This is a genomic window from Candidatus Equadaptatus faecalis, assembly GCA_018065065.1.
GTDB classification, from domain to species: domain Bacteria; phylum Synergistota; class Synergistia; order Synergistales; family Synergistaceae; genus Equadaptatus; species Equadaptatus faecalis.
Genome location: JAGHTZ010000014.1, coordinates 1 through 23,834 on the forward strand (window position 1 = coordinate 1; position 23,834 = coordinate 23,834).

23 protein-coding genes, 3 tRNA genes and 1 other RNA gene are annotated in these 23,834 nt (G+C 48.9%); 25 read left to right on the top strand and 2 right to left on the bottom strand.

From position 1 onward, the window contains the following. The first annotated feature begins 421 nt into the window (after nt 1-421). The 16 genes from KBS54_01010 to KBS54_01085 all read left to right on the top strand — a co-directional run bounded on the left by KBS54_01010 (nt 422) and on the right by KBS54_01085 (nt 13,670). Nucleotides 422-571, top strand: a complete 150-nt coding sequence (locus KBS54_01010) for a hypothetical protein (protein ID MBQ0054716.1) — start codon at nt 422-424, stop codon at nt 569-571. Nucleotides 572-779: 208 nt separating this feature from the next. After that, the gene (locus KBS54_01015; GenBank protein MBQ0054717.1) at nt 780-1,121 is read left to right on the top strand and encodes a hypothetical protein; all 342 of its coding nucleotides are present in this window, start codon (nt 780-782) and stop codon (nt 1,119-1,121) included. Nucleotides 1,122-1,156: 35 nt separating this feature from the next. Then, nucleotides 1,157-1,624, top strand: a complete 468-nt coding sequence (gene smpB / locus KBS54_01020; protein MBQ0054718.1) for an SsrA-binding protein SmpB — start codon at nt 1,157-1,159, stop codon at nt 1,622-1,624. 163 nt (nt 1,625-1,787) lie between these two features. Then, entirely contained in the window at nt 1,788-2,147 is a 360-nt protein-coding gene (locus tag KBS54_01025) for a four helix bundle protein (protein MBQ0054719.1), read from the top strand. A gap of 144 nt (nt 2,148-2,291) precedes the next feature. Further along, nucleotides 2,292-2,647, top strand: a transfer-messenger RNA (tmRNA) gene (gene ssrA / locus KBS54_01030). Between the two features lie 227 nt (nt 2,648-2,874). Beyond that, nucleotides 2,875-3,297 carry a hypothetical protein gene (locus KBS54_01035; GenBank protein MBQ0054720.1) on the top strand — a complete coding sequence of 141 codons (423 nt, stop codon included), beginning with the start codon at nt 2,875-2,877 and terminating at the stop codon, nt 3,295-3,297. A 43-nt stretch (nt 3,298-3,340) separates the two neighbouring features. After that, nucleotides 3,341-4,708, top strand: coding sequence for an ethanolamine ammonia-lyase subunit EutB (locus KBS54_01040; protein MBQ0054721.1), 1,368 nt, complete (start codon nt 3,341-3,343; stop codon nt 4,706-4,708). 12 nt (nt 4,709-4,720) lie between these two features. Then, on the top strand, nt 4,721-5,602 hold the full coding sequence (gene eutC / locus KBS54_01045) for an ethanolamine ammonia-lyase subunit EutC (GenBank protein MBQ0054722.1): 882 nt from the start codon (nt 4,721-4,723) through the stop codon (nt 5,600-5,602). Between the two features lie 217 nt (nt 5,603-5,819). Further along, a complete protein-coding gene (gene clpB / locus KBS54_01050) occupies nt 5,820-8,408 on the top strand; it encodes an ATP-dependent chaperone ClpB (GenBank protein ID MBQ0054723.1) in 2,589 nt (862 codons plus the stop codon). 145 nt (nt 8,409-8,553) lie between these two features. Beyond that, nucleotides 8,554-8,790, top strand: coding sequence for a cold-shock protein (locus KBS54_01055; protein ID MBQ0054724.1), 237 nt, complete (start codon nt 8,554-8,556; stop codon nt 8,788-8,790). 445 nt (nt 8,791-9,235) lie between these two features. After that, nucleotides 9,236-11,710 carry an AAA family ATPase gene (locus KBS54_01060; protein ID MBQ0054725.1) on the top strand — a complete coding sequence of 825 codons (2,475 nt, stop codon included), beginning with the start codon at nt 9,236-9,238 and terminating at the stop codon, nt 11,708-11,710. A 13-nt stretch (nt 11,711-11,723) separates the two neighbouring features. Further along, nucleotides 11,724-12,422: an endonuclease III gene (locus KBS54_01065; GenBank protein MBQ0054726.1), complete on the top strand. Its 699-nt coding sequence runs from the start codon at nt 11,724-11,726 to the stop codon at nt 12,420-12,422. Between the two features lie 88 nt (nt 12,423-12,510). After that, a tRNA-Leu gene (locus tag KBS54_01070) sits at nt 12,511-12,596 on the top strand. Nucleotides 12,597-12,614: 18 nt separating this feature from the next. Then, a tRNA-Met gene (locus KBS54_01075) sits at nt 12,615-12,691 on the top strand. 4 nt (nt 12,692-12,695) lie between these two features. Beyond that, nucleotides 12,696-12,772 (top strand) — tRNA-Met (locus KBS54_01080). A gap of 55 nt (nt 12,773-12,827) precedes the next feature. Beyond that, nucleotides 12,828-13,670 carry an MBL fold metallo-hydrolase gene (locus KBS54_01085; GenBank protein MBQ0054727.1) on the top strand — a complete coding sequence of 281 codons (843 nt, stop codon included), beginning with the start codon at nt 12,828-12,830 and terminating at the stop codon, nt 13,668-13,670. Nucleotides 13,671-13,719: 49 nt separating this feature from the next. On the opposite strand, the gene KBS54_01090 is transcribed toward KBS54_01085, so the two are convergent. Beyond that, the gene (locus KBS54_01090; GenBank protein ID MBQ0054728.1) at nt 13,720-13,863 is read right to left on the bottom strand and encodes a hypothetical protein; all 144 of its coding nucleotides are present in this window, start codon (nt 13,861-13,863) and stop codon (nt 13,720-13,722) included. A 38-nt stretch (nt 13,864-13,901) separates the two neighbouring features. Then, complete coding sequence (locus tag KBS54_01095) at nt 13,902-14,459, bottom strand: flavin reductase family protein (protein MBQ0054729.1); 558 nt, start codon at nt 14,457-14,459, stop codon at nt 13,902-13,904. Between the two features lie 284 nt (nt 14,460-14,743). Between KBS54_01095 and KBS54_01100 the strand changes: the two genes are divergently transcribed. The 9 genes from KBS54_01100 to KBS54_01140 all read left to right on the top strand — a co-directional run bounded on the left by KBS54_01100 (nt 14,744) and on the right by KBS54_01140 (nt 23,408). Beyond that, nucleotides 14,744-15,070, top strand: a complete 327-nt coding sequence (locus KBS54_01100; protein MBQ0054730.1) for a hypothetical protein — start codon at nt 14,744-14,746, stop codon at nt 15,068-15,070. Next, the gene (locus tag KBS54_01105; GenBank protein MBQ0054731.1) at nt 15,057-17,060 is read left to right on the top strand and encodes a V-type ATP synthase subunit I; all 2,004 of its coding nucleotides are present in this window, start codon (nt 15,057-15,059) and stop codon (nt 17,058-17,060) included. Before KBS54_01100 ends, KBS54_01105 begins: the two co-directional genes overlap by 14 nt. A gap of 62 nt (nt 17,061-17,122) precedes the next feature. After that, complete coding sequence (locus tag KBS54_01110) at nt 17,123-17,620, top strand: V-type ATP synthase subunit K (GenBank protein ID MBQ0054732.1); 498 nt, start codon at nt 17,123-17,125, stop codon at nt 17,618-17,620. 18 nt (nt 17,621-17,638) lie between these two features. Further along, nucleotides 17,639-18,220 (top strand): hypothetical protein, encoded by a 582-nt coding sequence (locus tag KBS54_01115; GenBank protein MBQ0054733.1) that lies wholly within the window; start codon nt 17,639-17,641, stop codon nt 18,218-18,220. 11 nt (nt 18,221-18,231) lie between these two features. Continuing rightward, nucleotides 18,232-19,242: a V-type ATPase subunit gene (locus tag KBS54_01120; GenBank protein ID MBQ0054734.1), complete on the top strand. Its 1,011-nt coding sequence runs from the start codon at nt 18,232-18,234 to the stop codon at nt 19,240-19,242. After that, entirely contained in the window at nt 19,232-19,567 is a 336-nt protein-coding gene (locus KBS54_01125; GenBank protein MBQ0054735.1) for a V-type ATP synthase subunit F, read from the top strand. Before KBS54_01120 ends, KBS54_01125 begins: the two co-directional genes overlap by 11 nt. A gap of 23 nt (nt 19,568-19,590) precedes the next feature. Then, nucleotides 19,591-21,384 (top strand): V-type ATP synthase subunit A, encoded by a 1,794-nt coding sequence (locus KBS54_01130; GenBank protein MBQ0054736.1) that lies wholly within the window; start codon nt 19,591-19,593, stop codon nt 21,382-21,384. Then, nucleotides 21,374-22,771, top strand: a complete 1,398-nt coding sequence (locus KBS54_01135; protein ID MBQ0054737.1) for a V-type ATP synthase subunit B — start codon at nt 21,374-21,376, stop codon at nt 22,769-22,771. The genes KBS54_01130 and KBS54_01135 overlap by 11 nt, the downstream gene beginning before the upstream one ends. A 10-nt stretch (nt 22,772-22,781) precedes the next feature. Further along, nucleotides 22,782-23,408, top strand: coding sequence for a V-type ATP synthase subunit D (locus KBS54_01140; GenBank protein ID MBQ0054738.1), 627 nt, complete (start codon nt 22,782-22,784; stop codon nt 23,406-23,408). Nucleotides 23,409-23,834: the final 426 nt, after the last annotated feature.

Sequence of the window (23,834 nt, forward strand, 5' to 3'; positions counted from 1 at the left end):
AAGCCCGAACTCCGCCGGAGAACGTTACCGAAGTGCTTAAACCCTGTAGCCGTAAAGGCAGCGGGCTTACCACCAAAGGCGCGCGCATCACGTAATGCGTAAAAGTGGCAGAACCCGGAAGCTTTAGCAGGAAACGAAAGGAAGTGCAGGCTCTGCTAAGCCATCCCAACGTTTCAAAACCACCGAGCCGGAACAGGATTAAAAACAACAATTCTGTTCCCCGTCACTCTCTGTACTATAATGTTCACTGAATAAGAAATTTGTAACAGGGGCAGAAATGAAAAAGAAATAAAAAATTTCTGTAAAGTTTTAGAAAGTTTTGCGTTTTTTAGGCAGAATAAGCGGTAAGTATTTTTACGGTTACAATTCTGTTTCTGTATTATATAATGACATGGCAGAGAAAGGTAACGGAGGTGCGGATATGGCAGTGTTGAAGATAGTGCTTTTGTTTGCGGCGTGTGTGGCGTTTTTTATTTTTGAACATAACGCACCGCACCACCAGCCGATTACGAAGGACAGCCCGCAGGAGGACAAGGACGAACTTGAAAGGACAGGCTGGATGAAAGAGTAGTTATAAAGGGCAATGACTGATAAGGACCAATTACGATAAGAACCAATGACTATAAGGACCAATTACGATAAGAAACAATGACTATAAGAACCAATTACAAAAAGAATCAATTACGATAAGAAACAAGGACTAAAAGAAACAATTACTATGAGAACCAATGACTGATAAAGGCAATGACGGATAAGAGTCAATGACTGGAGTGTTGCAGGTGGATAACAATAAGGGATTTTATCAGAATTTGTGGGAGGGAAATTATTCTCTTGGCAGAACGTATTGGCTGTACGGTGTTATAGGCAATATGCTTGCGTATATGTTTGCGTGGGTGGTTATGATTTTTCTGCCGTCGCCTGTTGAGCCTTTTGCGTTGATTTTACCGCTGATTTATGGTTTTATGGTTCTTATCGGCGTTTGGAATGCCGCAAGCAAGTATGACGGATTTTTCCTTTGGGCGTGGCTTGCGAGGATTATCGTTGCCTGCAACGTCGTTACCGCTGTGTACAAATTTGCGGTGCTGACTAGTCTGATTGCGGCTTTTGAGTTTTTGCCGTAATTTTGTTATAATCTGTTCCCGTTTCGGAAGGGGGTATGACTGTGCCGGAGGATAAGACGGTAGCGCAGAACAGAAAAGCGCGTCACGATTATTTTATTGTTGATTCTTTTGAGACCGGCATTGTGCTGACCGGAACGGAGATTAAGTCGCTGCGCGACGGGCGCGCGAATCTGAAGGACGGCTACGCCGTGGTAAAGAACGGCGAGCTGTGGCTTGAGAACGTGCATATTTCGCCGTATGACAAGGGAACGCATTACAACGTTGACCCGCTTCGCACGCGCAAACTGCTTGTTCATAAGAAAGAGGCGCTGAAGCTCTTTCAGAGGACGCGCGAACAGGGTTTCACGCTTGTGCCGCTCAAACTCTACATAAAGCAGGGGCGGTGGGCAAAGTGCGAGCTTGCGCTCGCGAAGGGCAAGCATCTGCACGACAAGCGCGAGGCGATAGCGCAGCGCGATGCCGAACGCGAAATGCAGCGCACTATGAAAAGGGACAATGACTGATAAGAACCAATGACTTATAAAGGGCAATGACGAATAAGAACCAATGACGGATAAGGGACAATTACGAAAAGAACAGTTGCTGTAAGAAACTATAACAGGTACAAGGTAATTAACGAACAATATTTGAAAACAATATTAAAATGCTAGAATGAGGTGTATGGCAATGGAGAATATTGTGCTGGATAAAAGCGTTGCCTTTGCCACTAATGCCGTAAAGTTTTGCAGAAAGTTACAAGAAGAGAAAAAAGAGTATAATATTACAGACCAGTTAATCCGCTGTGCTACGAGCATAGGAGCAAACTTGAGTGAAGCCTGCTATGCGCAGTCTCCTGCCGACTTTATTTCAAAGGTCAAAATAGCAGAAAAAGAGGCCAACGAATCGGCGTATTGGATAAAAATATTGCATAATATCGGCTATATGCCTGATAAAACGTATTATAAATTTTATGATGAAACGTCACAAATTAAGCGGCTGCTGTCGGCAATAATAGTTTGTAAAAAGAAAAATTTAGCTTCTGCATAAGGCGACAGAACAATTATTTTGTCATTGCAGTTTATGTAATTGTTTTTTATCAGTCATTGTTTTTTTTACGTAATTGCTTCTTATATGTCATTGCTCTTTATATGTCATTGGTTTTTATAAAAAGCACCTTGTTTTATAAATATTGGGGACGTATGGTTTCGACAGCATGCGGAGGATCGGGAAGAGCGGGTCGAGGATGGAGAAACCTCGATAATCCGGCTCCAAAAAAATAATCGTCAAAAACGATTACGCACTCGCAGCTTAGTTAAAAGCAGCGCGCTCTCTGAGGTTTCGGCCGTTGAATTTCAGAAGGGCGTCACAATGACGGCTGGGAATGCTTCAGCGTTTTTCGGAAGCGTTTCGAGATTTCAGGAAAGACTGGTTTTCGGCAGCCTCGTCTTCGTGACAGCAGGAAACGAGATTTAAACGAAGACTACACTCGTAGAGCCTCCCAGATTGGCCCATGTTGGACCGGGGTTCGATTCCCCGCGTCTCCACCAAGTCTATTTTCGCCGCGCCTGTATTGGCGCGGCTTTTTCGTTGTTTTGTTCGGATATCAACTTAATTCTTTTTTAATGCAAGCCATATGACCGAGAATGGTTGTTGAACAGAAATTGACGTATAACTCCAAATAATAATTGATTTTCCGAGAGCTATTCGTTATACTTGCAGTAGAACAGTACGTAGAATTAGTGATGAAAATCATCGGTGATTTGAGGAGATCATTATGGCTGAAAACGAAAGATTGGAATTATATGAAGATCAGCCCATTCGCACTGCATGGAACGAAAAAGAAGAAGAATGGTATTTCTCTGTTGTAGATGTGGTAGGTGTTCTTACAGATCAGCCTGATACCAGGCATGCCAGTACCTATTGGGCTGTTCTGAAAAAAAGAATGTTGGCTGAAGGTGCATATCAACTGCTTACAAGTTGTAAGCAGTTAAAGTTAAAAGCGTCCGACGGAAAGCATCGTCTTACCGATGTTGCTACCACAGAGCAATTACTCCGTATCATTCAGTCTATCCCATCCAATGTTTCTGGTTTGATTGCGATGTTCCACCAAGACAAACACAAGGATTTCCGCACGGAAATCCTTTTTTGTTTTTTTGAGTGCATTATATTTTTGTTTGTGTTAAAATCATATTACTAACAGGTATGTGCAGATTATTTACTTGCAGGGAAGGTGTGTCAGCATGAAATTAAAGACCACGCTCAACGGCAAAACGTTCCAGTTCCGCGACGTTAAGGACGTTATGGCGAAGGCGAACGAGCCGAAATCGGCAGACCGTTTTCAGAAAATAGCTGCTGAAACTGCCACGGAGCGCGTTGCGGCTAAAATCGTGCTTTCAGAGCTTACGGTTGGAGACCTTGTCGAAAATCCGACTGTTCCTTACGAAAAGGACGAGGTAACGCGCGTCAACAACGACGCAATCAACCGCCGAGCCTATGAAGCAAAGAAAAATATGACGATTGGCGAGCTGCGCGAGTGGATTTTGGACCACAAAACGACTTCTGACGATCTTCGCAGAAACACGTGGGCGATAAACGGCGAGGTGGCAGCGGCGGTTGCCAAAATAATGAGCGCAATGGATTTGGTGTACGGCGCGAAAAAGATTTATCATCCAACCACCTGCAACACGACAATAGGCATACCGGGCACGCTTTCTTACCGCTGCCAGACAAATTCCGTCACTGACGACCCGCAGACTATTTTGCTCGGTGTTATGGAAGGAATTTCCTACGGCTCTGGCGATGCCTGCCTCGGCATTAATCCTGTTGAGGACAACGTCAATTCAACGCGCCGCATTGCGGACGCGCTTTACGAATTTATGCTCAAGAATGAAATACCTACACAGATTACGGTGCTTTCGCACATTACGACGCAGATGGAATCCGTCCGTCAGGGCACGCCGCTTTCAATGTTCTTCCAGTCAATAGCCGGAACTGGTGCTGCCTGTGACAATTTCGGCGTCAATAAAGCTTTGCTTGAGGAAGCCTACGCGCTGGCGCGTCAGAGCTGTCTCGGCACGGGTCCAAACCTGCTTTATTTTGAAACGGGACAGGGTTCCGAGGTTTCAATCAGCGCAGACGAGGGTGTTGACGAAATGACGCTTGAAGCGCGCACCTACGGCTTTGCAAGGGGCTTTAACCCGTTTATGGTCAACAACGTTTCAGGCTTTATCGGCCCTGAAACGATTTACGACGGTAAGGAAATGATACGCGCAAACCTTGAAGACCATTTTATGGGCAAGCTTATGGGACTGCCTATGGGAATGGCGCCCTGCTACACGAACCACACATCAATCACGCAGGACGATCAGGAAATAGCGACAACGCTTCTGAACGCTGCCGGCGCCAATTATTACATGGGTGTTCCGGTGGGCGACGACGTTATGCTTGCGTATCAGGACACGAGCTTCCACGACGACGCGACGCTGCGCGAGCTTTCGGGCAGAAAACCTGCTCCGGAGTTCCACAAGTGGGCAATCAAAAAAGGCATTATGGACGAGCAGGGCAGACTTACGGAAACTGCCGGCGATGCTTCCATATTCCTCAAATAGGCGGTGCTTGGCATGAATAACGAAGAACTCGCAAAACTTATAAAAGAAATCACCGTTGAAGTTATGTCGGAAAAGCAGAACGGCAGAGAGGCAGCCAAACCTTTGACGGCTTCCGCGCCCGTTGTCAGCGACGGGGAAGTGCCGGACCTTTCAGCAGTTGACTACCGCAAACGTGTTGACATTCCCAATCCGGCAGAGCCGAGAGAATATCTTGAAATCCGCTCGAAAACGGATGCAAGGCTCGGTGTGTGGAGAGCAGGTCCGCGCCTTTGTACGAACACCTATCTCCGTTTCCGTGCCGACCACGCAACGGCTATGGACGCTGTTTTTCAGGACGTTCCCGACGAATATCTTGCCAAACTCGGACTGAAACAGTACAGCACGAAATGCAAAAGCAAAGACGATTTTCTCACGCGTCCTGATCTTGGCAGAGAATTTGACGAAGAAACGCTTGCCGCCATCAAAGCTGACTGCAAAGCAAATCCGCAGGTTCAGGTGTACGTTTCGGACGGACTTTCAAGCTCCTCCATCGTAGCGAACGCCGAAGACATTCTGCCTGCGATTATGCAGGGACTTAAAATGCACAACGTAACGGCGGGGACGCCGTTCTACGTCAAATACGGACGAGTCGGAGCGGAAGACGTTATAGCGCAGACGCTCGGCGCCGAGGTTACGGTTGTTCTTCTTGGCGAGCGTCCGGGACTTGCAAGCGGCGAATCTATGAGCGCGTATATGGTCTACAAAGGCTATCCCGGCATTGCCGAAGCAAAGCGAACCGTTGTTTCAAACATTCACAAAAAGGGAACAAACCCTGTCGAGGCAGGGGCGGCAATCGCGGAACTCTGCGTTAAAATGCTCAAAGAAAAAGCCTCGGGACTTGACTTGACGAGATAGTCCGTTAACTATAAGACTAAAACAGAGGAGCCCTGTTCGCAGGGCTCCTGTTATTTTCCCGTGGGGATTTGAGGAATAAATTTCTAACGGCAGGGACGTAAGAGACTTTTTAGCGGAGTTAAAAATAGGTAAAATTACTGATTTGACATTTCTTGATTATCGTTGTATAACAATATAGTCAAAGATAGTTAAACAATATCGAGAGGTGGTTTGCATGATGAATATGAACAAGTTCACACAGAAGTCTCAGGAGGCTGTAGTTGAGGCTCAGCAGCTTGCAACGCGTTTCGGTCATCAGGAAATTGACGCGGAGCATTTGGCTCTTGCCCTGCTTACTCAGGAGGGTGGTCTTATTCCGCGGCTGATTGACAAACTGAACCTTTCTTCGGAGAGCCTTAAACAGGTTATCGAAGAAGAACTGCGCAAGCGTCCGAAGGTCGCAGGAGCTGCGAGCAGCTACGTTACGCAGAGGCTTAACCAGCTGTTTGTGAAAGCGGAGGACGAGGCAAAGGAACTCAAGGACGAGTACGTTTCGGTCGAGCATTTGTTTCTTGCGCTGCTCGGCGAGAACGGCACCGCGCTTGCAAAGTTGTGGAGCACGTTCGGGCTTACGCGCGACCGTTTTCTGAAAGCTCTGGCAGAGGTGCGGGGCAGTCAGCGGGTAACGAACGAAAATCCTGAGGATACCTACGACGTGCTTGAAAAGTACGGGCGCGACCTTGTAAAAGCAGCACGCGAAAACAGGCTTGACCCCGTTATCGGGCGCGACGAGGAAATCCGCCGCGTTATCCGTATTCTTTCCCGCAAGACGAAGAACAACCCTGTCCTTATAGGTGAGCCGGGTACGGGAAAAACGGCAATAGTTGAAGGGCTTGCGCAGCGTATTCTGCGCGGAGACGTGCCTGAAGGGCTTAAAGAACGTTCAATTTTCGCGCTTGATATGGGTTCGCTTGTCGCGGGCGCCAAGTACAGGGGCGAATTTGAGGAACGCCTGAAAGCGGTGCTGACCGAAGTCAAGAAGAGCGAAGGCAGAATTATTCTTTTCATTGACGAAATCCACACAATCGTCGGCGCCGGCAAGGCTGAGGGAGCAATGGACGCCGGAAACATGCTTAAGCCGATGCTTGCAAGGGGCGAACTGCACTGCATAGGCGCGACCACGACCGAGGAATACCGCAATTATATTGAAAAGGACGCGGCTCTTGAAAGACGTTTCCAGCCGGTGCTGGTTGAGGCTCCGAGCGTGGAGGATACCATTTCAATTCTCCGCGGTCTGAAAGAGCGTTTTGAAATTCACCACGGCATAAAAATTCAGGACAACGCGCTTGTTTCGGCAGCGGTGCTTTCCAACCGCTACGTTACGGACCGTTTCCTGCCTGACAAAGCGATTGACCTTGTGGACGAAGCCTGCGCAATGATACGCACCGACATTGATTCAATGCCCGCGGAGCTTGACGAGGTTACGCGCCGCGTTATGCAGCTTGAAATAGAGGAAACGGCGCTGAAAAACGAAAAGGACAAAGCAAGTATGGAAAGGCTTGAGGCTCTGCAGAAGGAGCTTGCCGATTTGAAAGAACGTCAGGCGGCTCTCCGTGCGCAGTACGATACGGAGAAGAAAGCGCTTTCCGAGGTTCGCAGTCTGCGCCAGCAGATAGAAAACGTCCGCCGCGATATTGAGAAGGCGGAACGCGCATACGACCTGAACAGGGCGGCAGAGCTTCGCCACGGCAAACTGCCTGAGCTTGAACGTCAGCTTGAAGAGGCGGAGAAAAACGCTTCTGGCAAAGAAGGACGCCTGCTCCGTGAGGAGGTTACGGATGAGGAAATCTCGCAGATTGTTTCCAAATGGACAGGTATTCCCGTTACGCGGCTGGTTGAAGGCGAGAGGGAAAAGCTTCTGCACCTTGACGGGCAGCTTCACAAACGCGTGGTAGGTCAGGACGAAGCGGTGCAGCTTGTTTCCGATGCAGTGCTCCGCGCAAGAAGCGGCATAAAGGACCCCAAACGCCCGATAGGCTCGTTCATTTTCCTCGGACCTACCGGCGTTGGCAAAACGGAGCTTGCGCGTACGCTTGCCGAAGCGCTGTTTGACAGTGAGGACAATATCGTCCGCATAGACATGTCGGAATATATGGAGAAACACTCCGTGTCGCGCCTGCTCGGTGCGCCCCCGGGATACGTCGGCTACGATGAAGGCGGACAGCTGACGGAAGCGGTTCGCAGACATCCGTACTCGGTAATACTTTTCGACGAAATCGAAAAGGCGCATCCTGACGTCTTCAACGTTCTGCTTCAGATACTTGACGACGGACGGGCGACAGACAGCCACGGACGTACGGTAAGCTTCAAAAACTGCGTTCTGATTATGACAAGCAATCTCGGAGCCGAAACGCTGATTAACGGCATGGACGCAAAATCGGGAGAATTGTCCGAGGAATGCAAAAAAGAGGTGTCGGCTGAGCTGAAATCGCGGTTCCGTCCGGAATTTCTCAACCGCATTGACGAGATAATTTTCTTCAAACCGCTGAGAATGGAAGAAATTGCAAAAATAGTTGCGCTCATGCTTAAGCAGCTTGAAGCAAGACTCAAGGAGCGCGGCGTCATTCTTGAAATCAGCGAAGACGCTCTTTCCGCGGCGGCGAGAAACGGCTACGACCCCGTGTACGGCGCGCGCCCGCTGAAACGCTATCTGCAGAAAACGCTTGAAACGCCGATAGCAAGAATGATAATCAGCGGCGAAGCCTCAGAAGGTTCAAAAATCAAAGTGGAAAATCAGGGCGGCGAACTTGTCCTGCACGCGGAATAAAACATAAACAAAGAGTGAGAGCGGACGTCTCTCACTCTTTTTTTGCGCAAATAAAAAAATATTGCAACACATTTAAAAAAACTGCTTGACATTTGACAATGTATCGGGTAAAGTCTTTTATAACCGGCAGCAGAGCCGGAAAATAATGTCAGGGAAGACCCTGCTGGGAGGCAACACTGTGAAAAGCAACGGAACAGTAAAATGGTTCAACGCAACAAAAGGCTACGGCTTCATCACAACCGATGAAGGCAACGACGTATTCGTCCACTTCAGCGCAATTCAGGGCGAAGGCTTCAAAACGCTTGACGAAGGTCAGAAAGTTTCTTTCGAAATCACCGAAGGCAGCAAAGGCCCGCAGGCTGCAAACGTCGAAAAACTTTAGTATATTTCTCTTTTAGCTACTAAAAAAGAAATCTACGGAGAAAGCAGCTTAGGCTGCTTTCTCTTTTTGCAGAAAAATATACGGCGGAACTGTGCCGCCGTTTTACGAAGAACGGATAAAACGTGCTTAAGTCAGGTGCTCCAAAGACGAAACAGTTCAGGTAATCTATGTATTTGAAAAGTCCGTGCAGAGGCGTGAGATATAGATCAAAAACAAAGAAATGTGCTGAAGACGGAGTGTCCGGCATGGCGAGAGAAACGACTCTGATGCCGTCGGCAAGACTGTAACGGAAAAAACGGCGGTTATTGCCGCGAAAGGCAGCAGATTTTTCAAATGGATGTCTCTGTGAATTTTGCATAACATTAGCGCAAGAATTGCATTTTTCAATTATTACCGCTTAAGTGTATAATATATCCAGCTTAAACTGAAATACGGAGGTAGCTGTATGTCTCTTGCTGATACCAAACTTCTGAAAGTCGAGCAGCTTCGCAACTGCTGCGACCCTGCGTCGCTCGGCTTCGCAACTACAAAAAGTCTTTCCGGTTTCGGAGGAGGACTTATAGGACAGGAACGCGCCACAAGCGCGGTTAAGTTCGGGCTTGACGTAAATTCAAAGGGCTACAACATTTTTATAGTCGGAGAAGCCGGAAGCGGGCGCACGTCTTACGCGGTTAAGGAACTCAAACGCCGCGCGGCAAATATGCCTGCGCCTGACGACTGGGTCTACGTTAACAATTTTGACGAGCCGGACGCGCCGATAGCGATTAACCTTCCCGCCGGACAGGGCAAAAAGCTTGCAAAAGACGCCGAAGCGGCGGTTGACGACATTAAGCAGACACTTTCAAAGGTCTTTGACAACAGCGAATACGAAGACAACAAAGCCGTTTTGGTTAAGGCGTTTCAGGACGAGGTTAACAGGCTTATGGATGATCTCCGCAGCTGGGCGGAGAAGAAAAAATTCGCGGTGAAACGCACGCCGCAGGGCTTTATAAATCTTCCGCTGTTCTATGCGAAACCGCTGAAACAGGACGGCACTCTTGATGAGGAAGCAGAGCCTGTGCTTCGCGAGATGCAGCAGAACGAATTTGAAGATCTGTCTTCAAAGGAACAGGCAAAGCTTCAGCGGGTTTCGGAGGCTATTTCGCAGAAAACGCTGGAAACGCTCCGCGTTATCCGAGAATATGAAAAACAGCTCAAAGAAAAAATACGCGAGCTGGAAGGCGAAATCTGCCGCACGGCGATAGACCCTGTTATGGCGGAGTTCCGCGCCAAATACGTCCCGAACAAAAAACTTGAACGCTGGTTCGACGAATATACCGAGGACATAGTGGCAAATTTCAATATGTTTCTTGCCGCGGCGCGTGACGAAAATGCAGAGGTTGATTTCAGCCGCTATTCGATAAATCCTTTCGTGTGCAACGACCCCAAAAACGGAGCGCCGGTAATCAGGGAAACGAACCCGAATTATTACAATCTCGTCGGCAAGGTGGAATACGAGAGCAAACTCGGAAACCTCAATACGGACTTCCGCCGCATTACCTCCGGCGCAATTCACAGGGCAAACGGCGGCTATCTGCTGCTTGACGCGGACGAACTGCTGCGTCAGTTCATGTCCTGGGACGTTCTGAAACGCGTTTTGCGCTGCCACGAGCTTTCAATTGAAAATCTTGCCGAGCAGCTTGGCTATATTCCTGTTTCGTCACTGCGTCCCGAGCCTGTCCCCATTAACATGAAGGTCGTTATTGTAGGTACGCCGTGGTTCTATTCGCTGCTGAACTATTACGATCCTGAATTTAAAAAAGTGTTCAAAATACGTGCTGATTTTGATACCGATATGCCGCGCACAAAGAAAACGGAACTTGAACTTGCGGAATTTGTAGCCGGATTTGTCGAACGCGAGGGAAAACTGAATTTCTCGGCGCCGGCGGTTGCCGAAATAATTGAATGGGCGTCGCGCGAAGCGGAGGATCAGCACAAGCTCTGCACGCAGCTTGACAAAATTGCCAATCTGCTTGTCGAGTCAACTGCATGGGCGCGTCAGGCAGAGAAAAAACGCGTCGGCGCGGAGCACGTCCGCAAGGCAATTTCCGAAAGGAAATACAGGCTCGGCATGATTGAAGAAAAAATCCGCGAGGAATATGAACACGGCGTAATCAAAATTGACACCAAAGGCGAAGCCGTGGGGCAGATTAACGGTCTTACGGTGCTGACGCTTATTGATTCCTGTTTCGGAACGCCGGTACGCATTACCGCCAACGTTTTTGCGGGGCAGGACGGGGTTGTCAATATCGAACGTGAAGTTGACATGACAGGCCCCATACACAACAAGGGACTGCTGATACTTTCATCGTATCTCGGAAAAATGTACGCGCAGGATTTCCCGCTTTCAATAGCGGCACGAATTACCTTTGAACAGACCTATGGAGGCGTAGAGGGCGACAGCGCGTCGTCGACGGAGCTGTACTGTCTGCTTTCCGCCATATCAGGGCTTCCGCTCAGGCAGGATATAGCCGTAACCGGTTCAGTTGACCAGTTCGGAAACATTCAGCCTATCGGCGGAGTGAATGAAAAAATTGAAGGTTTTTACAGTTATTGCAAACTGAACGGACTTACGGGAACGCAGGGCGTTATGATACCTTACCAGAACGAACAGCACCTTATGCTTGACCATGAGGTGGTTGACGCTGTTAAAAAAGGTAAATTCCATATATGGAGCGTCAAAACCATTGATGAGGGTATTGAGATACTTACGGGTGTCAAGGCGGGCAAAGCCGGAGCGGACGGGAAATATCCGAAAAAATCCGTACACGGCATAGTCAAACAGAAACTGCTTGACCGAATAGAACTGAGTTTCAAAAACAAAGCAATGCTTTCCGCGAAATACGAGCCGAAAAAAGACAGGAAGACAAAGAAAAACTGATTTGAACCTGAAGATGAAAAAACCGGCTCACGCAAAGGAAATTTTTGACGAATTTGAAAAACAGTGGGGCAGGGAAGCCCGTCCCGCGTCGGATTTTCGTTACGACGAACCGCTTGACGATTTGCTTCTGACAATTTTGTCGCAGAATACTAACGACAAAAACAGGGACAAAGCGTATGTAAAACTGCGCGAAACCTATCCGCACTGGGAGCAGGTCGCGGAAGCGCCTGTTGAAAGCGTTATTGACTGCATAAGGGTTGCGGGGCTCGGCGAAACAAAGGCAAAGCACATGAAGTCTGTGCTTGAAATCGTCAAAGGAAAATTCGGCAGCTATTCCCTGAAAGCTCTGGAAGACTGGAAAACGGAAGACATCCGCGCGTTTCTCGTTTCGCTTCCGGGCATCGGCGTTAAAACGGCAGGCATAGTTCTTGTTTTTGATCTTGGCCGCGAAGCGTTTCCCGTGGATACGCACATTACGCGCATTACAAAAAGACTCGGCTGGGTTCCGGAAAACTGGACTCCGGCAAAAATACAGGAATATCTTGAAGCAGTGCTTGACGGAAGCCGTTTTCGCGGAGGACATTTGAATTTTCTTGAACACGGACGCAATGTCTGCGGAGCAAGAAAACCGAAATGCACGGAGTGTACCGTAGCTCAGTGGTGCAAATTCGGAAAAGCCGAACTGAAAAAGAAAGCGAAAACGGCAAAATAATTTCGCGGCAGGACGCTGCAATTCAATTTTAGTTATTCTGCGTACTTGACGGCGTAAATTTTTTTGGTATAATATCTCTCTGTTGAGCGCCGGGGTGGTGGAATGGTAGACACTGCGGACTTAAAATCCGCTGAACGCAAGTTCGTGCGGGTTCGAGTCCCGCTCTCGGCACCATTTGAGAGTTTTGCAAATCGCGGGGTAGAGCAGTTCGGTAGCTCGTCGGGCTCATAACCCGGAGGTCGGAAGTTCAAATCTTCCCCCCGCAACCAATATGGCGCTGTAGCTCAGTTGGCTAGAGCTATCGGTTCATACCCGATCGGTCACCGGTTCGAGTCCAGTCAGCGCCACCATGAAAATTCAATCCGCGGTTCACCGCGGATTTTTTGTTAAAGGAGATGGCAGATTATGAAAAGCAGACGCTGTGCAAGAATACTGTCCTGTCTGTTGTCAGCAGTATTTCTGACGTTTTTTCTTTCGCTGCCCGTTCGGGCGTCCGACGATTTGACGATACATTTCTTTAACGTCGGCAAGGGAGACTGTATTCTCATTAAGCAGGCGGAATACAACGTTATGCTTGACACAGGCTATGAAAAAACGATTGACGCCGTACTTGAAGAACTTCAAAATTCCTTCGGCGTCGGAAAAATTGACTGCCTGATACTCAGCCATTACGACAAAGACCACGTGGGCGGGGCAGGGAAACTTTTGACAGCCGTTCCCGTCGGCGAGATATACGAAACCGATTACGACAAAAAGAAAAGCAAACACATAGACCGTTACAGAAAAACACTCGGCGAACTCTCAAAAAATCCTGTTGTTGTCAGGGAAACGACGAAATTTGAGCTTGGAGAAGTGAAATTTACGATTTATCCGCCAAAATTTTACGAGGGAATGGTATCAAACGATTCTTCGCTGGTTCTTCTGCTTGAATTCCGCGGGAAACGTTTCCTGTTTCTTGGAGACGCGCTGGATAAAAGAATGGAAACCTATCTGACAGAGCAGTTCACGGGCGAAGTTGATTTTATGAAACTGCCGCATCACGGCTTCTATCTGACAAAAAGCGAACCCTTCAAAAATCTGTACTACGCGTGCAAACCCAAATACGGAGTAATCACCGACGCTCTGAAATACGACATCAACAACGCGCCGAGCTTTATGTTCATGCTTGACGACGCGCCTCTTTACCGCCAGCGGAACGGGGCAATAACGGTAACCTGCGACGGTGAAAAAATCGAAATCAGACAGTAAAACAAAACAGAACGCCTGAACGGCGTTCTGTTTTGTTTTCAAAGTTTATTTATTCGTCGTCTTCAAATTCAAGATTGTGTTCTGCCGCGCAGTCCCCGCAAACTACTACGGAGTTTCCGTTTTCGTCTTCGGCTTCATAGAAGATGTCGCAGCATTCCTTAAGAACCTTACCGCAAAGCGCACATACGAGCATCGTTTTTTTCCCCCTTCGGATGACGTATATATTAAATATTATTTTTTGCGAACTGTCCAGCCGAAAGTTCCGAGCTTTCTGCCGAGAGCAAAATATTCTCCGTGACTGTATGCAAGAAGATTGGCTTTTTCAAGCTGCAGCCTGCCTTTTGAATCAAGCAGGGATTCCTCAACGTCAACGGCGAGTACCCTGCCTATGAACATTGAATGGCTTCCGAGCGGCACGATTTTCTCTGTTTTGCACTCAATGTTTACGGGGCTTTCCTTAATGAGCGGCGCGGAAATTTCTGCGGCGTTTTCAGGCGTCAGACGGCACAGCCTGAATTTGTCCGTGTCGCGTCCAGATTTGACGCCGCACAGGTCTGTCGCTCTCGCAAGTTTTTCCGTAGTGAGATTGAGTACGAATTCGCCGCTTTTTTCGATTAGCCCGTATGAATAACGTTCAGGTCTGATTGAAACGTACACCATGACAGGGTCTGAACAGATTGTGCCTGTCCAGGCAGCGGTCATCGCGTTCGGTTTTTCAACGGTACCGCAGGAAACAAGCACTGCCGGAAGAGGATAAAGCAGGGTCCCCGGTTTCCATGTCTGTTTCATAAAATCACCCTTTCCGAATTGTTAGGACAATTATATAAAAAAGAGTCCGTTTTGGGGCAAATTTTTGGTAATTTTTTTTTATTGTATGTCCCATTTTGGTCTTTTTTGGAGTAAAATAATTGTGGGTGGAAATTGGCTTTTTCCATCTGTTATCGTTACGCCGAATTTTTATCGGCGGCACGCTTTGAGCAGGCGGGTGTTCGGATACCGTTTCCGGCCTGCAAAAACACAGATTTAGGTTTTACGCAGTATAAATTTTTAAACGACGAAAGGTGGTGAACGTGTTGGCAGAAAATATGGCACAGGAAATCAGGGATTTGGAAGAGGCAGCAAAGAAGATTGTCGCTGACGCAAAAGCTGAGGCGGGTAAGATGCTTGCTGCCGCACAGGTTGATTCTGAACAGGCTGTGAAAAAAGCAAAACAGGAAAGCCACAGACAGTGGCGCGAATCGATTGCGGCAGCCGAAAAAGAGGCGGAAGAGAAGGCAGTTGAAATGCTTAAGCAGGGCAAAGCGGAAGCAGACACTTTCTACGAAAAAGAAAAAGCGTCAGTCAAGGCTGCGGCGGACTGGCTTGTCAAAGAGGTGACGACGACGTATGGCACTTGCTAAAATGTGCAAAGCCAGAGCGGCTGTGCATAAATCTGTGCTCACGGAAGTTACCCAGAAGCTGCAGAATCTCGGATGCTGTCAGTTTGCTTCCAAAACTGAAGGCATAAAGGACGGAGCAGTTGTCCAGAATATCCGCACCTCGCTGAAGCTGATCGAAGAACGCATCGCGGACGCAAAATTTGTCTGCCGTGTTCTTGAACCGTATGAGCAGAACAAAGCGGGCGGAATGGCAAAAATGCTCGGCGATATGCCTGAAGTAAGCTCCAAGAAATTTTATGCGGCAACTACCAACGAACACAAATTTGCAAATCATGTCGCCTGGCTGCGAAAGAAAGAAAAAGAAAGTACGGATCTGCGTTCCGAGCTTGCAAAATTAAAAGCTCAGGTAGTGCAGCTTTCCGCGCTTGAGAAAATTGAATATCCGCTTGAACTGTTTTCCGCAGGAACAGAGGAAATTTCAGGGAGCATATACACTGTTTCCGCAAACGTTTCTGACGCTCTTGAAACGGTGCTTGACGAGCGCTTTGACGGAATGGTCGAATTTAAGCGCTACGCAGGCGAGGACAAGGAGTCTCAGCTGATTTTTGCGGTACTCTGCAGACACTGTGACCTTGAAAAACTTCGCGAAACAGCTTCGGAGTTCTCTCTGACAAAGATTGAAATCGCCCGTGAATTTACGGATACGGCTCTTGTCGAGAAAGCGGTGCTTGAAGCAAAAATTTCCGTTCTTGAAAAACAGGACGCGAAAATTTCCGAAGAACTGTCCGAAAAAGCTGACGAAGTGCTCGGCTTTATCCGTATTGCAAGCGATTTCCTTGCGATACGCCGCGACAGGGCGCTTGCAATTCTTGAAGGCGAACCTACGGAAAATATTTACATTTGGGATCTTTGGATTCCGCGGGACAGATTCAAAGACGTTGAAGCTGTTTTCAAAGAATACGAAGATACGACCGATTTTGCGGAAATTGAACCTGAAGAAGGCGAAACAGTACCTACCTTGCTCAAAAATCCGGGCTGGTCAAATTCGCTTGAGCCTCTGACGCTCATGTACGGAACACCTACTTACGGTGCGGTGGACCCCACGACCGTTATGGCGCCGTTCTTCTTCCTGTTCCTCGGCATGTGCTTCGGCGACGCAGGCTACGGACTTATTCTGTCTGCGCTGTTCGGATATTATCTTGTCCGTTACAAGCTCTCGCCGATGCTCCGCAAATTCTTCATCATGCTTTTTGTCGGCATGGTCTGCACCGTAATATTCGGCGCAATTTCCGGTTCCTTCTTCGGCGACGCGATTACGGCATTCGGCTTTATGAAGCCGGTTGTTCCGCTTGCCAAGAAGCTTCAGCTGCTTGACCCGATGAACGACCCGATGACGCTGCTTACGATTTCCCTGATACTCGGCTTCATTCAGGTTATTTTCGGAGTCTGCCTTGCGTTCTACATGAACTGGAAAAACGGCGAAAAGTTTGCCGCAATAGCTGACCAGGGCGGCTGGATAATTTTCCTTGTAGGACTTGTTATGGTCGGTCTTACAATGTCAGGAAAGCTTCCTGCGTCCCTCGCACTTGTCTCAAAACTGCTTGCGATAGGCGGAGCGCTGCTTCTGTTCCTTACGCAGGGAAGAGACAAACCGTCGATTTTCGGCAAAGCGTTTTCAGGTCTTATGAGCCTGTACAACGTTACCGGATATCTCGGCGACGTTCTCAGCTACAGCAGACTTCTTGCTCTCGGGCTCGGTTCCGCAGCCGTCGGTCTTGTTATAAACCTGCTCTGCAACCTTATAGCCCCGACGCGTTTCGTAGGTATTCCGCTTGCCATAGCGCTGTTCGTATTCGGACACTCTTTCAGTATTGCGGTTAACCTTCTCGGAGCGTTTATCCACCCGCTTCGTCTGCAGTACGTCGAATTCTTCGGCAAATTCTACGACGCAAACGGAATGGATTTCAAACCGCTCAGAAAAGAAACGCAGTTTGCAAAAATAACTGATTAGTCAGGCAACACAATTTTCAAAATACAACACAAATTCAATTCAAAGCAATGGAGGTAAATTTTATGGACGTTCTTTCAGCAATGACACAGCAACTCGGACCCGTACTCGCAGTTCTCGGCGCTGCTTTGGCAGTTGGTTTTGCAGGCTCAGGTTCTGCATGGGGCATCGGTCTCGCCAATGAGGCGGCAGCAGGCATTATGACGGAAGATCCGAAGAAATTCGGTTACGCGCTCGTTCTTCTCGCACTTCCCGGCACACAGGGTATCTACGGACTTCTCGTAGCAGTCCTCGCGCTTCAGAATGCAGGACTTCTTGGCGGCGGCGAACTCTGCGGACTTTGGAAAGGTCTCGGAATCGGTCTTTCCTGCCTTCCTATCGCCATCGTCGGTTTCTACTCAGCAATTTGGCAGGGCAAATCATCTGCCGCATCAATCCTTATGATTTCAAAACGTCCAGAAGAAATCGGTAAAGCGGTCATCCTTCCCGCAATGTGCGAAACCTACGCCGTTTTCGGACTTCTCGTCAGTATCCTTATGCTGACAGGTATCGGTAAATTCTAACAAAGCCGGGTAAAGACTATGTCCTTGGCTCAGATTACGGAAAAAATTAAGAAGGACGCTCAGAACGAAGCAGACGCCATCCTTGCACAGGCAAAGGAAGACGCTGCCGCGGTGCTTGAGAAATCAGAAGCCGGATGCAAACGTATCCGCGACGATTTCAAAGCCCGTTTTGACGCGGAGCGTCCGGAAATTTTCCGTCGCAGAGAGATTGTTGCCAAGCTTGATATCAACAAAATGCAGCTTCAGGCAAAACGCAATCTTATAGCTGACGTTTACAAAACAGCTCTTGACAGTCTCTGCAGCCTTTCAAAAGAAGACTATCTCGCCTTCTGTGAAAAACTGCTGGCGGAAACGGGAGCAAAAGAAGGAGAAATTCAGCTGTCTGCTGACGAAAAATATATCGACAAAGCATGGATTGACGCCTACAACAAAAAAGCCGGCGCGTCCCTTACGCTTTCGGAAGAAAAAGCAGATATCAGCGGCGGTTTTATCCTCGAACAGAACAAGATAATTTCCAACTGCTCATGGGATATGCTGCTTCAGGTTGCACAGGAACAGAAGGAAACTGACGTTATCAAACGTCTTTTCCCGACGGCATAGGAGGTGCTTTGATGTCACGTCAGGAAGCCTACGGTTACAGCTCTGCACGTATCCGTGCGATGGAACTCCGCCTTCTTGACGCCGCGGCAATACAGCGGATGCTCGACGCGGAAGATATTCAGGCAGCGCTCAAGGTACTTGAAGAAACTTCCTATTCCGCATCGCTGGCGGCTCAGTCAGGCGGGACGAATTACGAAAAAGCGCTTGAGGCCGATCTGCTTGCAACCTATGAAGAAATCAGTTCGTTTGTGCCGGACAGGGAGCTTGTAACAATACTCAGGCTTCAGTACGACTTCCACAACGTTAAGGTTATGCTGAAGAGTGCCTTTAACAAAAAGGAAGGCGGAAAAGAGAGACTCGACCTGCTCACTTCGCTTGCGGCGTATCCGGTTGACGAACTTGTTTCCAAAATTGAAACAGAAGAATATGCACTGCTTCCGTTTGGTCTCAGTATGCTTGTTCCGAAAGCTGTCGCGCTTTGGGAACAGAATCACGACATACTTGAAATCGAACGGCTGCTTGACAAGGGACTTTTTGCCGCAATGCTTCAGCTGGCGGAAGGTCTTGGAATACCTGGGGTAATTTCCTGGGTTCGCACAAAAATCGACGGTGAAAATATTCGTTCGCTGCTCAGACTCAAACGTTTCGGCTACGACGCAGCCCGCGCACTGCCTTTCCTCTACGACGGGGGATACATTGATGCGCAGCAGCTTTCGGCGCTTATCGCAGAGCCGTTTGAAAGCTGGTCAAGAGCGGTCATTTTCTCCGATCTCGGGGCTGTGCTGGGCAGCATTGAAGCTTCAAACAGTTTTGCCGATCTGATTCTTGATTTGGAAAAAGCGCTTGACGAATTCAATACCGAACAGCTGAAAAAATCCTGCCGGGGGGCGCCTGCCGCCGAAAACGCGCTGGCGTATCTCGTAAGGAAAGAAACCGAAATCAAAAATATACGCATGATTCTGGTTTCAAAAGACGGAAATGACAATACTCAGGTAAGGAGGCTGCTGCGTTATGCCGGATAAAACATCCAAAATGGCTGCAATAGGCGGCTATGACAGCGTACTTCCTTTCAAGGCCATAGGGCTTGACACGGTTGTCATTACCGAAGAGAACCGTAATCAGTTCGGCTTTATCCTCAACAAATTTGCTGAGGACGGCTACGTTGCGGTTTTTGTCGAAGAAGCTGTTTACGCGACAAATCAGGAAGCAATAAAAGAAACGGACAACAGCACGGATATGTGCATCATACCCGTGCCAAACCAGAGCGGTTCCATGGGCATAGGCCTTGAAGCGATTCGCAAAACAGTCGAACGCGCGGTCGGCATGGACATCTTTGGCGACAAATAGCAGAGAAAGGGAAGGCGAAATATATGGCTGCTCCTAAAAACATTACAGGCTATATTTCAAAAATATCCGGCCCTCTTGTTATTGCCAGCGGCATGACAGGCGCAAGCATGTCTGACGTCTGCAAGGTTGGCAAAGCAGAGCTTGTCGGTGAAATTATCGAACTTAAAGGCGATACGGCATCGCTTCAGGTCTACGAAGAAACATCAGGACTTGCCACGGGAGAACCGGTCGTTTCAACAGGCCAGCCGCTCAGCGTTGAGCTTGCGCCTGGACTCATTGAACAGTTCTACGACGGTATTCAGCGTCCGCTTGAAAGCATTGAGCGCGCCGCAAAATCACCGTATATCCTTCGCGGAATCACGGTTCCCGCAATTGACCGCGAAAAACGCTGGGATTTTAAGCCTGTCGTAAAAGCGGGCGATGAGGTCGGCGAAGGCGATTTCCTCGGTACGGTCAAGGAAACGGTTCTTGTTGACCACAAAATAATGGTTCCTGTAGGACTTAAAGGCAAAGTAAAAGAAATCAAGAGCGGAGAGTTCACGGTTGAAGAGACAATCGCCGTTATAACGGACGAAAAGGGCAAAGACCACGAAGTGGCAATGCTTCAGAAATGGCCTGTCCGTAAAGCGCGTCCCGTTGTAAAACGCCTTGCTCCTGAAATTCCTCTTACAACAGGTCAGCGCGTTGTTGACATGTTCTTCCCGATAGCCCGCGGAGGCACTGCTTGTGTTCCCGGGCCTTTCGGAAGCGGAAAAACGGTTATTCAGCACCAGCTTGCAAAATGGGCGAACGCTGAAATAGTTGTCTACATAGGCTGCGGCGAACGCGGAAACGAAATGACAGACGTTCTTCGCGAATTCCCTGAACTTATAGACCCGAACTCAGGTCAGCCGCTTATGAAACGTACGCTGCTTATAGCGAACACGTCAAACATGCCGGTTGCCGCCCGTGAAGCATCGGTCTATACCGGAATTACAATCGCTGAATACTTCCGCGACATGGGCTACTCTGTCGCTCTTATGGCAGACTCGACCTCGCGCTGGGCGGAAGCTCTCCGTGAAATGTCAGGACGACTTGAAGAAATGCCCGGTGAAGAAGGCTATCCCGCATACCTTGGTACGCGTCTTGCATCCTTCTACGAACGCGCAGGACGCGCTATATGCTGCGGAAAAGACGGACGAGAAGGTGCGGTATCCGTTATCGGCGCAGTTTCGCCTCCGGGCGGAGACCTTTCAGAGCCTGTAACGCAGAACACTTTCCGCGTTACAAAGGTCTTCTGGGGACTTGACTCGGCACTCGCGTATCAGCGCCACTTCCCTGCAGTCAACTGGCTGACGAGCTACTCACTCTACGCGCAGACGCTCGGCGAATACTGGGACGCAATCTATGACGGTGAATGGAGCACGTGCCGCACGGAAGCAATGGGACTTCTTGAAGACGAAGATAAGCTTAACGAAATCGTACGTCTTGTCGGTATTGACGCTCTTTCAAAAGAAGAACGCATGGTGCTTGAAACGTCAAAATCAATACGCGAAGACTTCCTGCATCAGAACTCGTTCCATGAAATAGACACGTTTGCCTCAATGGACAAGCAGTTCAAAATGCTCAGAAATATCCTCACGTTCCATCATCTCGCAATGCAGGCGCTCAAACGCGGCGCGCAGCTTTCAGCGGTAACGGAGCTTGACGTCCGCGACGAAATCGCCCGTATGCGCTATACGCTCGAAACAGAGCTTGACAAGCTTGACAGACTCGAAGACGAAATCAAGCGTGCAATCGGTAAAGTAACAACCGGAGGTGATACAAATGCTGCCTAAGGAGTATAAAACAGTTTCCAACCTTTCAGGTCCTCTTATGATGGTCGAACGCGTCGGAGACGTAAGCTATGACGAACTTGCAGAAATTCGTCTTGCCAACGGCGAAAAACGCCGCGGAAAAGTCCTCGAACTTGACGGCGACAAAGCCCTTGTACAGGTCTACGAAGGCAGTTCCGGAATAGACGTTGCTTCCACGAAGGTTCGTTTCCTCGGAGACGTTCTGAAACTTCCTGTCTCAAAAGACATGCTCGGACGCATCTTCAACGGACGCGGAGACCCTATCGACGGCGGCGCGGCAATTCTTGCCGAAACCAGCCTTGACGTAAACGGCAACCCGATGAACCCGTTCTCAAGAGACTATCCGTCAGAATTTATTCAGACAGGTATCTCAACAATAGACGGAATGAACCCGCTCGTCCGCGGGCAGAAACTTCCGATATTCTCAGGCTCAGGTATGCCTCACAACCGCATGGCGGCGCAGATTGCGCGTCAGGCGACGGTTCTCGGCGGCAGTGCGGGCAACTTCGCAGTCGTTTTCGCGGCAATGGGCATCACGTATGAAGAAGCCAGCTTCTTCATGGAAGACTTCCGCAAAACGGGCGCTCTCGAACGCACGGTTATGTTTGTCAACCTCGCGGACGACCCTGCAATCGAACGTATCGCAACGCCGCGTCTTGCCCTGACCTGTGCAGAATATCTCGCGTTTGAACACGGCATGCACGTTCTCGTTATCCTTACCGACCTTACGAACTACTGCGAAGCGCTCCGTGAAATCTCAGCAGCACGCAAAGAAGTTCCGGGACGCCGCGGATATCCTGGCTACCTCTACACCGACCTTGCTACAATGTACGAACGGGCAGGAAGACTCAGCGGCAGAGAAGGCTCAATCACGCAGCTTCCGATACTCACGATGCCTGAAGACGACAAAACGCACCCGATTCCTGACCTTACCGGCTATATCACGGAAGGACAGATAATCCTTGCCCGCGCGCTTCACCTCAAAGGCATCTATCCGCCTGTCGACGTTATGCCTTCGCTCTCGCGTCTTAAAGACAAGGGTATAGGCAAAGGCAAAACACGCGAAGACCACGCTGACCTTATGAACCAGCTCTTCGCAGCTTACTCGCGCGGCAAAGAAGCCAAAGAACTTGCGGTTATCCTCGGCGAATCGGCGCTCAGCGAAGAAGACAAAGCGTTTGCAAAATTCTCCGACCGCTTTGAAGACGAATACGTGCGTCAGGGCGAATACGAGAACAGAACGATTGAACAGACGCTTGCGCTTGGCTGGAAACTTCTCACAATCGTTCCGAGACGCGAGCTTAAACGCGTAAGAGACGAATACATCGAAAAATATCTGCTTGGTGCAGTACTCGACAAAGAAGCATAGGTGACCTTAAATGGTAAAGGCACTGAACGTTAACCCCAACCGCATGGAGCTTTCACGCATCAAAAGAAAGCTCGTGGTTGCCAAACGCGGACACAAACTGCTTAAGGACAAACAGGACGCGCTCGTCAAAGAATTCCTTGAACGCGCAAAAGCAGTCTGGAAAATGCGTAAAGAAATAGAAGGCGAAATCGGAAGTTGCTACAAAGGCTTCCTGCTCGCAAGCGCCCAGACCCTGCCTGAAATCCTTGACCAGACGCTGATGAACTCCGGCGGCAACCTCAAGGTGAATGCGACCTACAACAACATAATGAGTGTTAAAGTGCCTGTCTTTGAAATTCCTGAACAGTCAACGGAGCTCAGCTACGGACTTGGAATATCACCGGGAAGCTTTGACGTTGCGCTTGAGCAGTTCCTTACGCTCATGCCGCGGCTTGTCAGACTTGCCGCAGACGAAAAGGCGCTGAAATCAATGTCTCTTGAAATCGAACGCACGAGACGGCGCGTCAACGCGCTTGAACACGTTATGATACCGCAGTTTACCGATGCCGTTCACTCCATCTCTATGAAGCTCGAAGAGCAGGAGCGCTCGACACTCAGCAGACTTATGGTAATCAAAGACATTGTCAGAAACCACTAAAACAAAACGGTCTCCTTCGGGAGACCGTTTAATTTTGAAAAATCGGTAATTTTACTGAGGTATAAAACTTATCTGAATACTATACTTACATTGTGTGGTACATAACAACAACCTACTCCTCTTTAATTTTGTGCAGGGACGGCGGCTTATGCCGCCGTCTTCTGTGTTATGTAACATTATTGTAAACGTCTTGTGTAATGCAGAAGTATAGGGTAATGAAAAAAACGAGAGTGAGGATGTCCTCGTTTTTTGTATTCGGTGTCCGGCGCAAAGCAGGCTTCGCCGGTTTCGTTTGTTATAATTCTCTAAACAAAAAAAGCGGCAGGCAACAGAAAACTAATTCTGAGCCTGCCGCTAAGAGTCTTGTTTGTCTGCCGGGTGCAAACCGGCCAGTCCGGCGACGGGAGGGGATCGTGTGTAGACCTG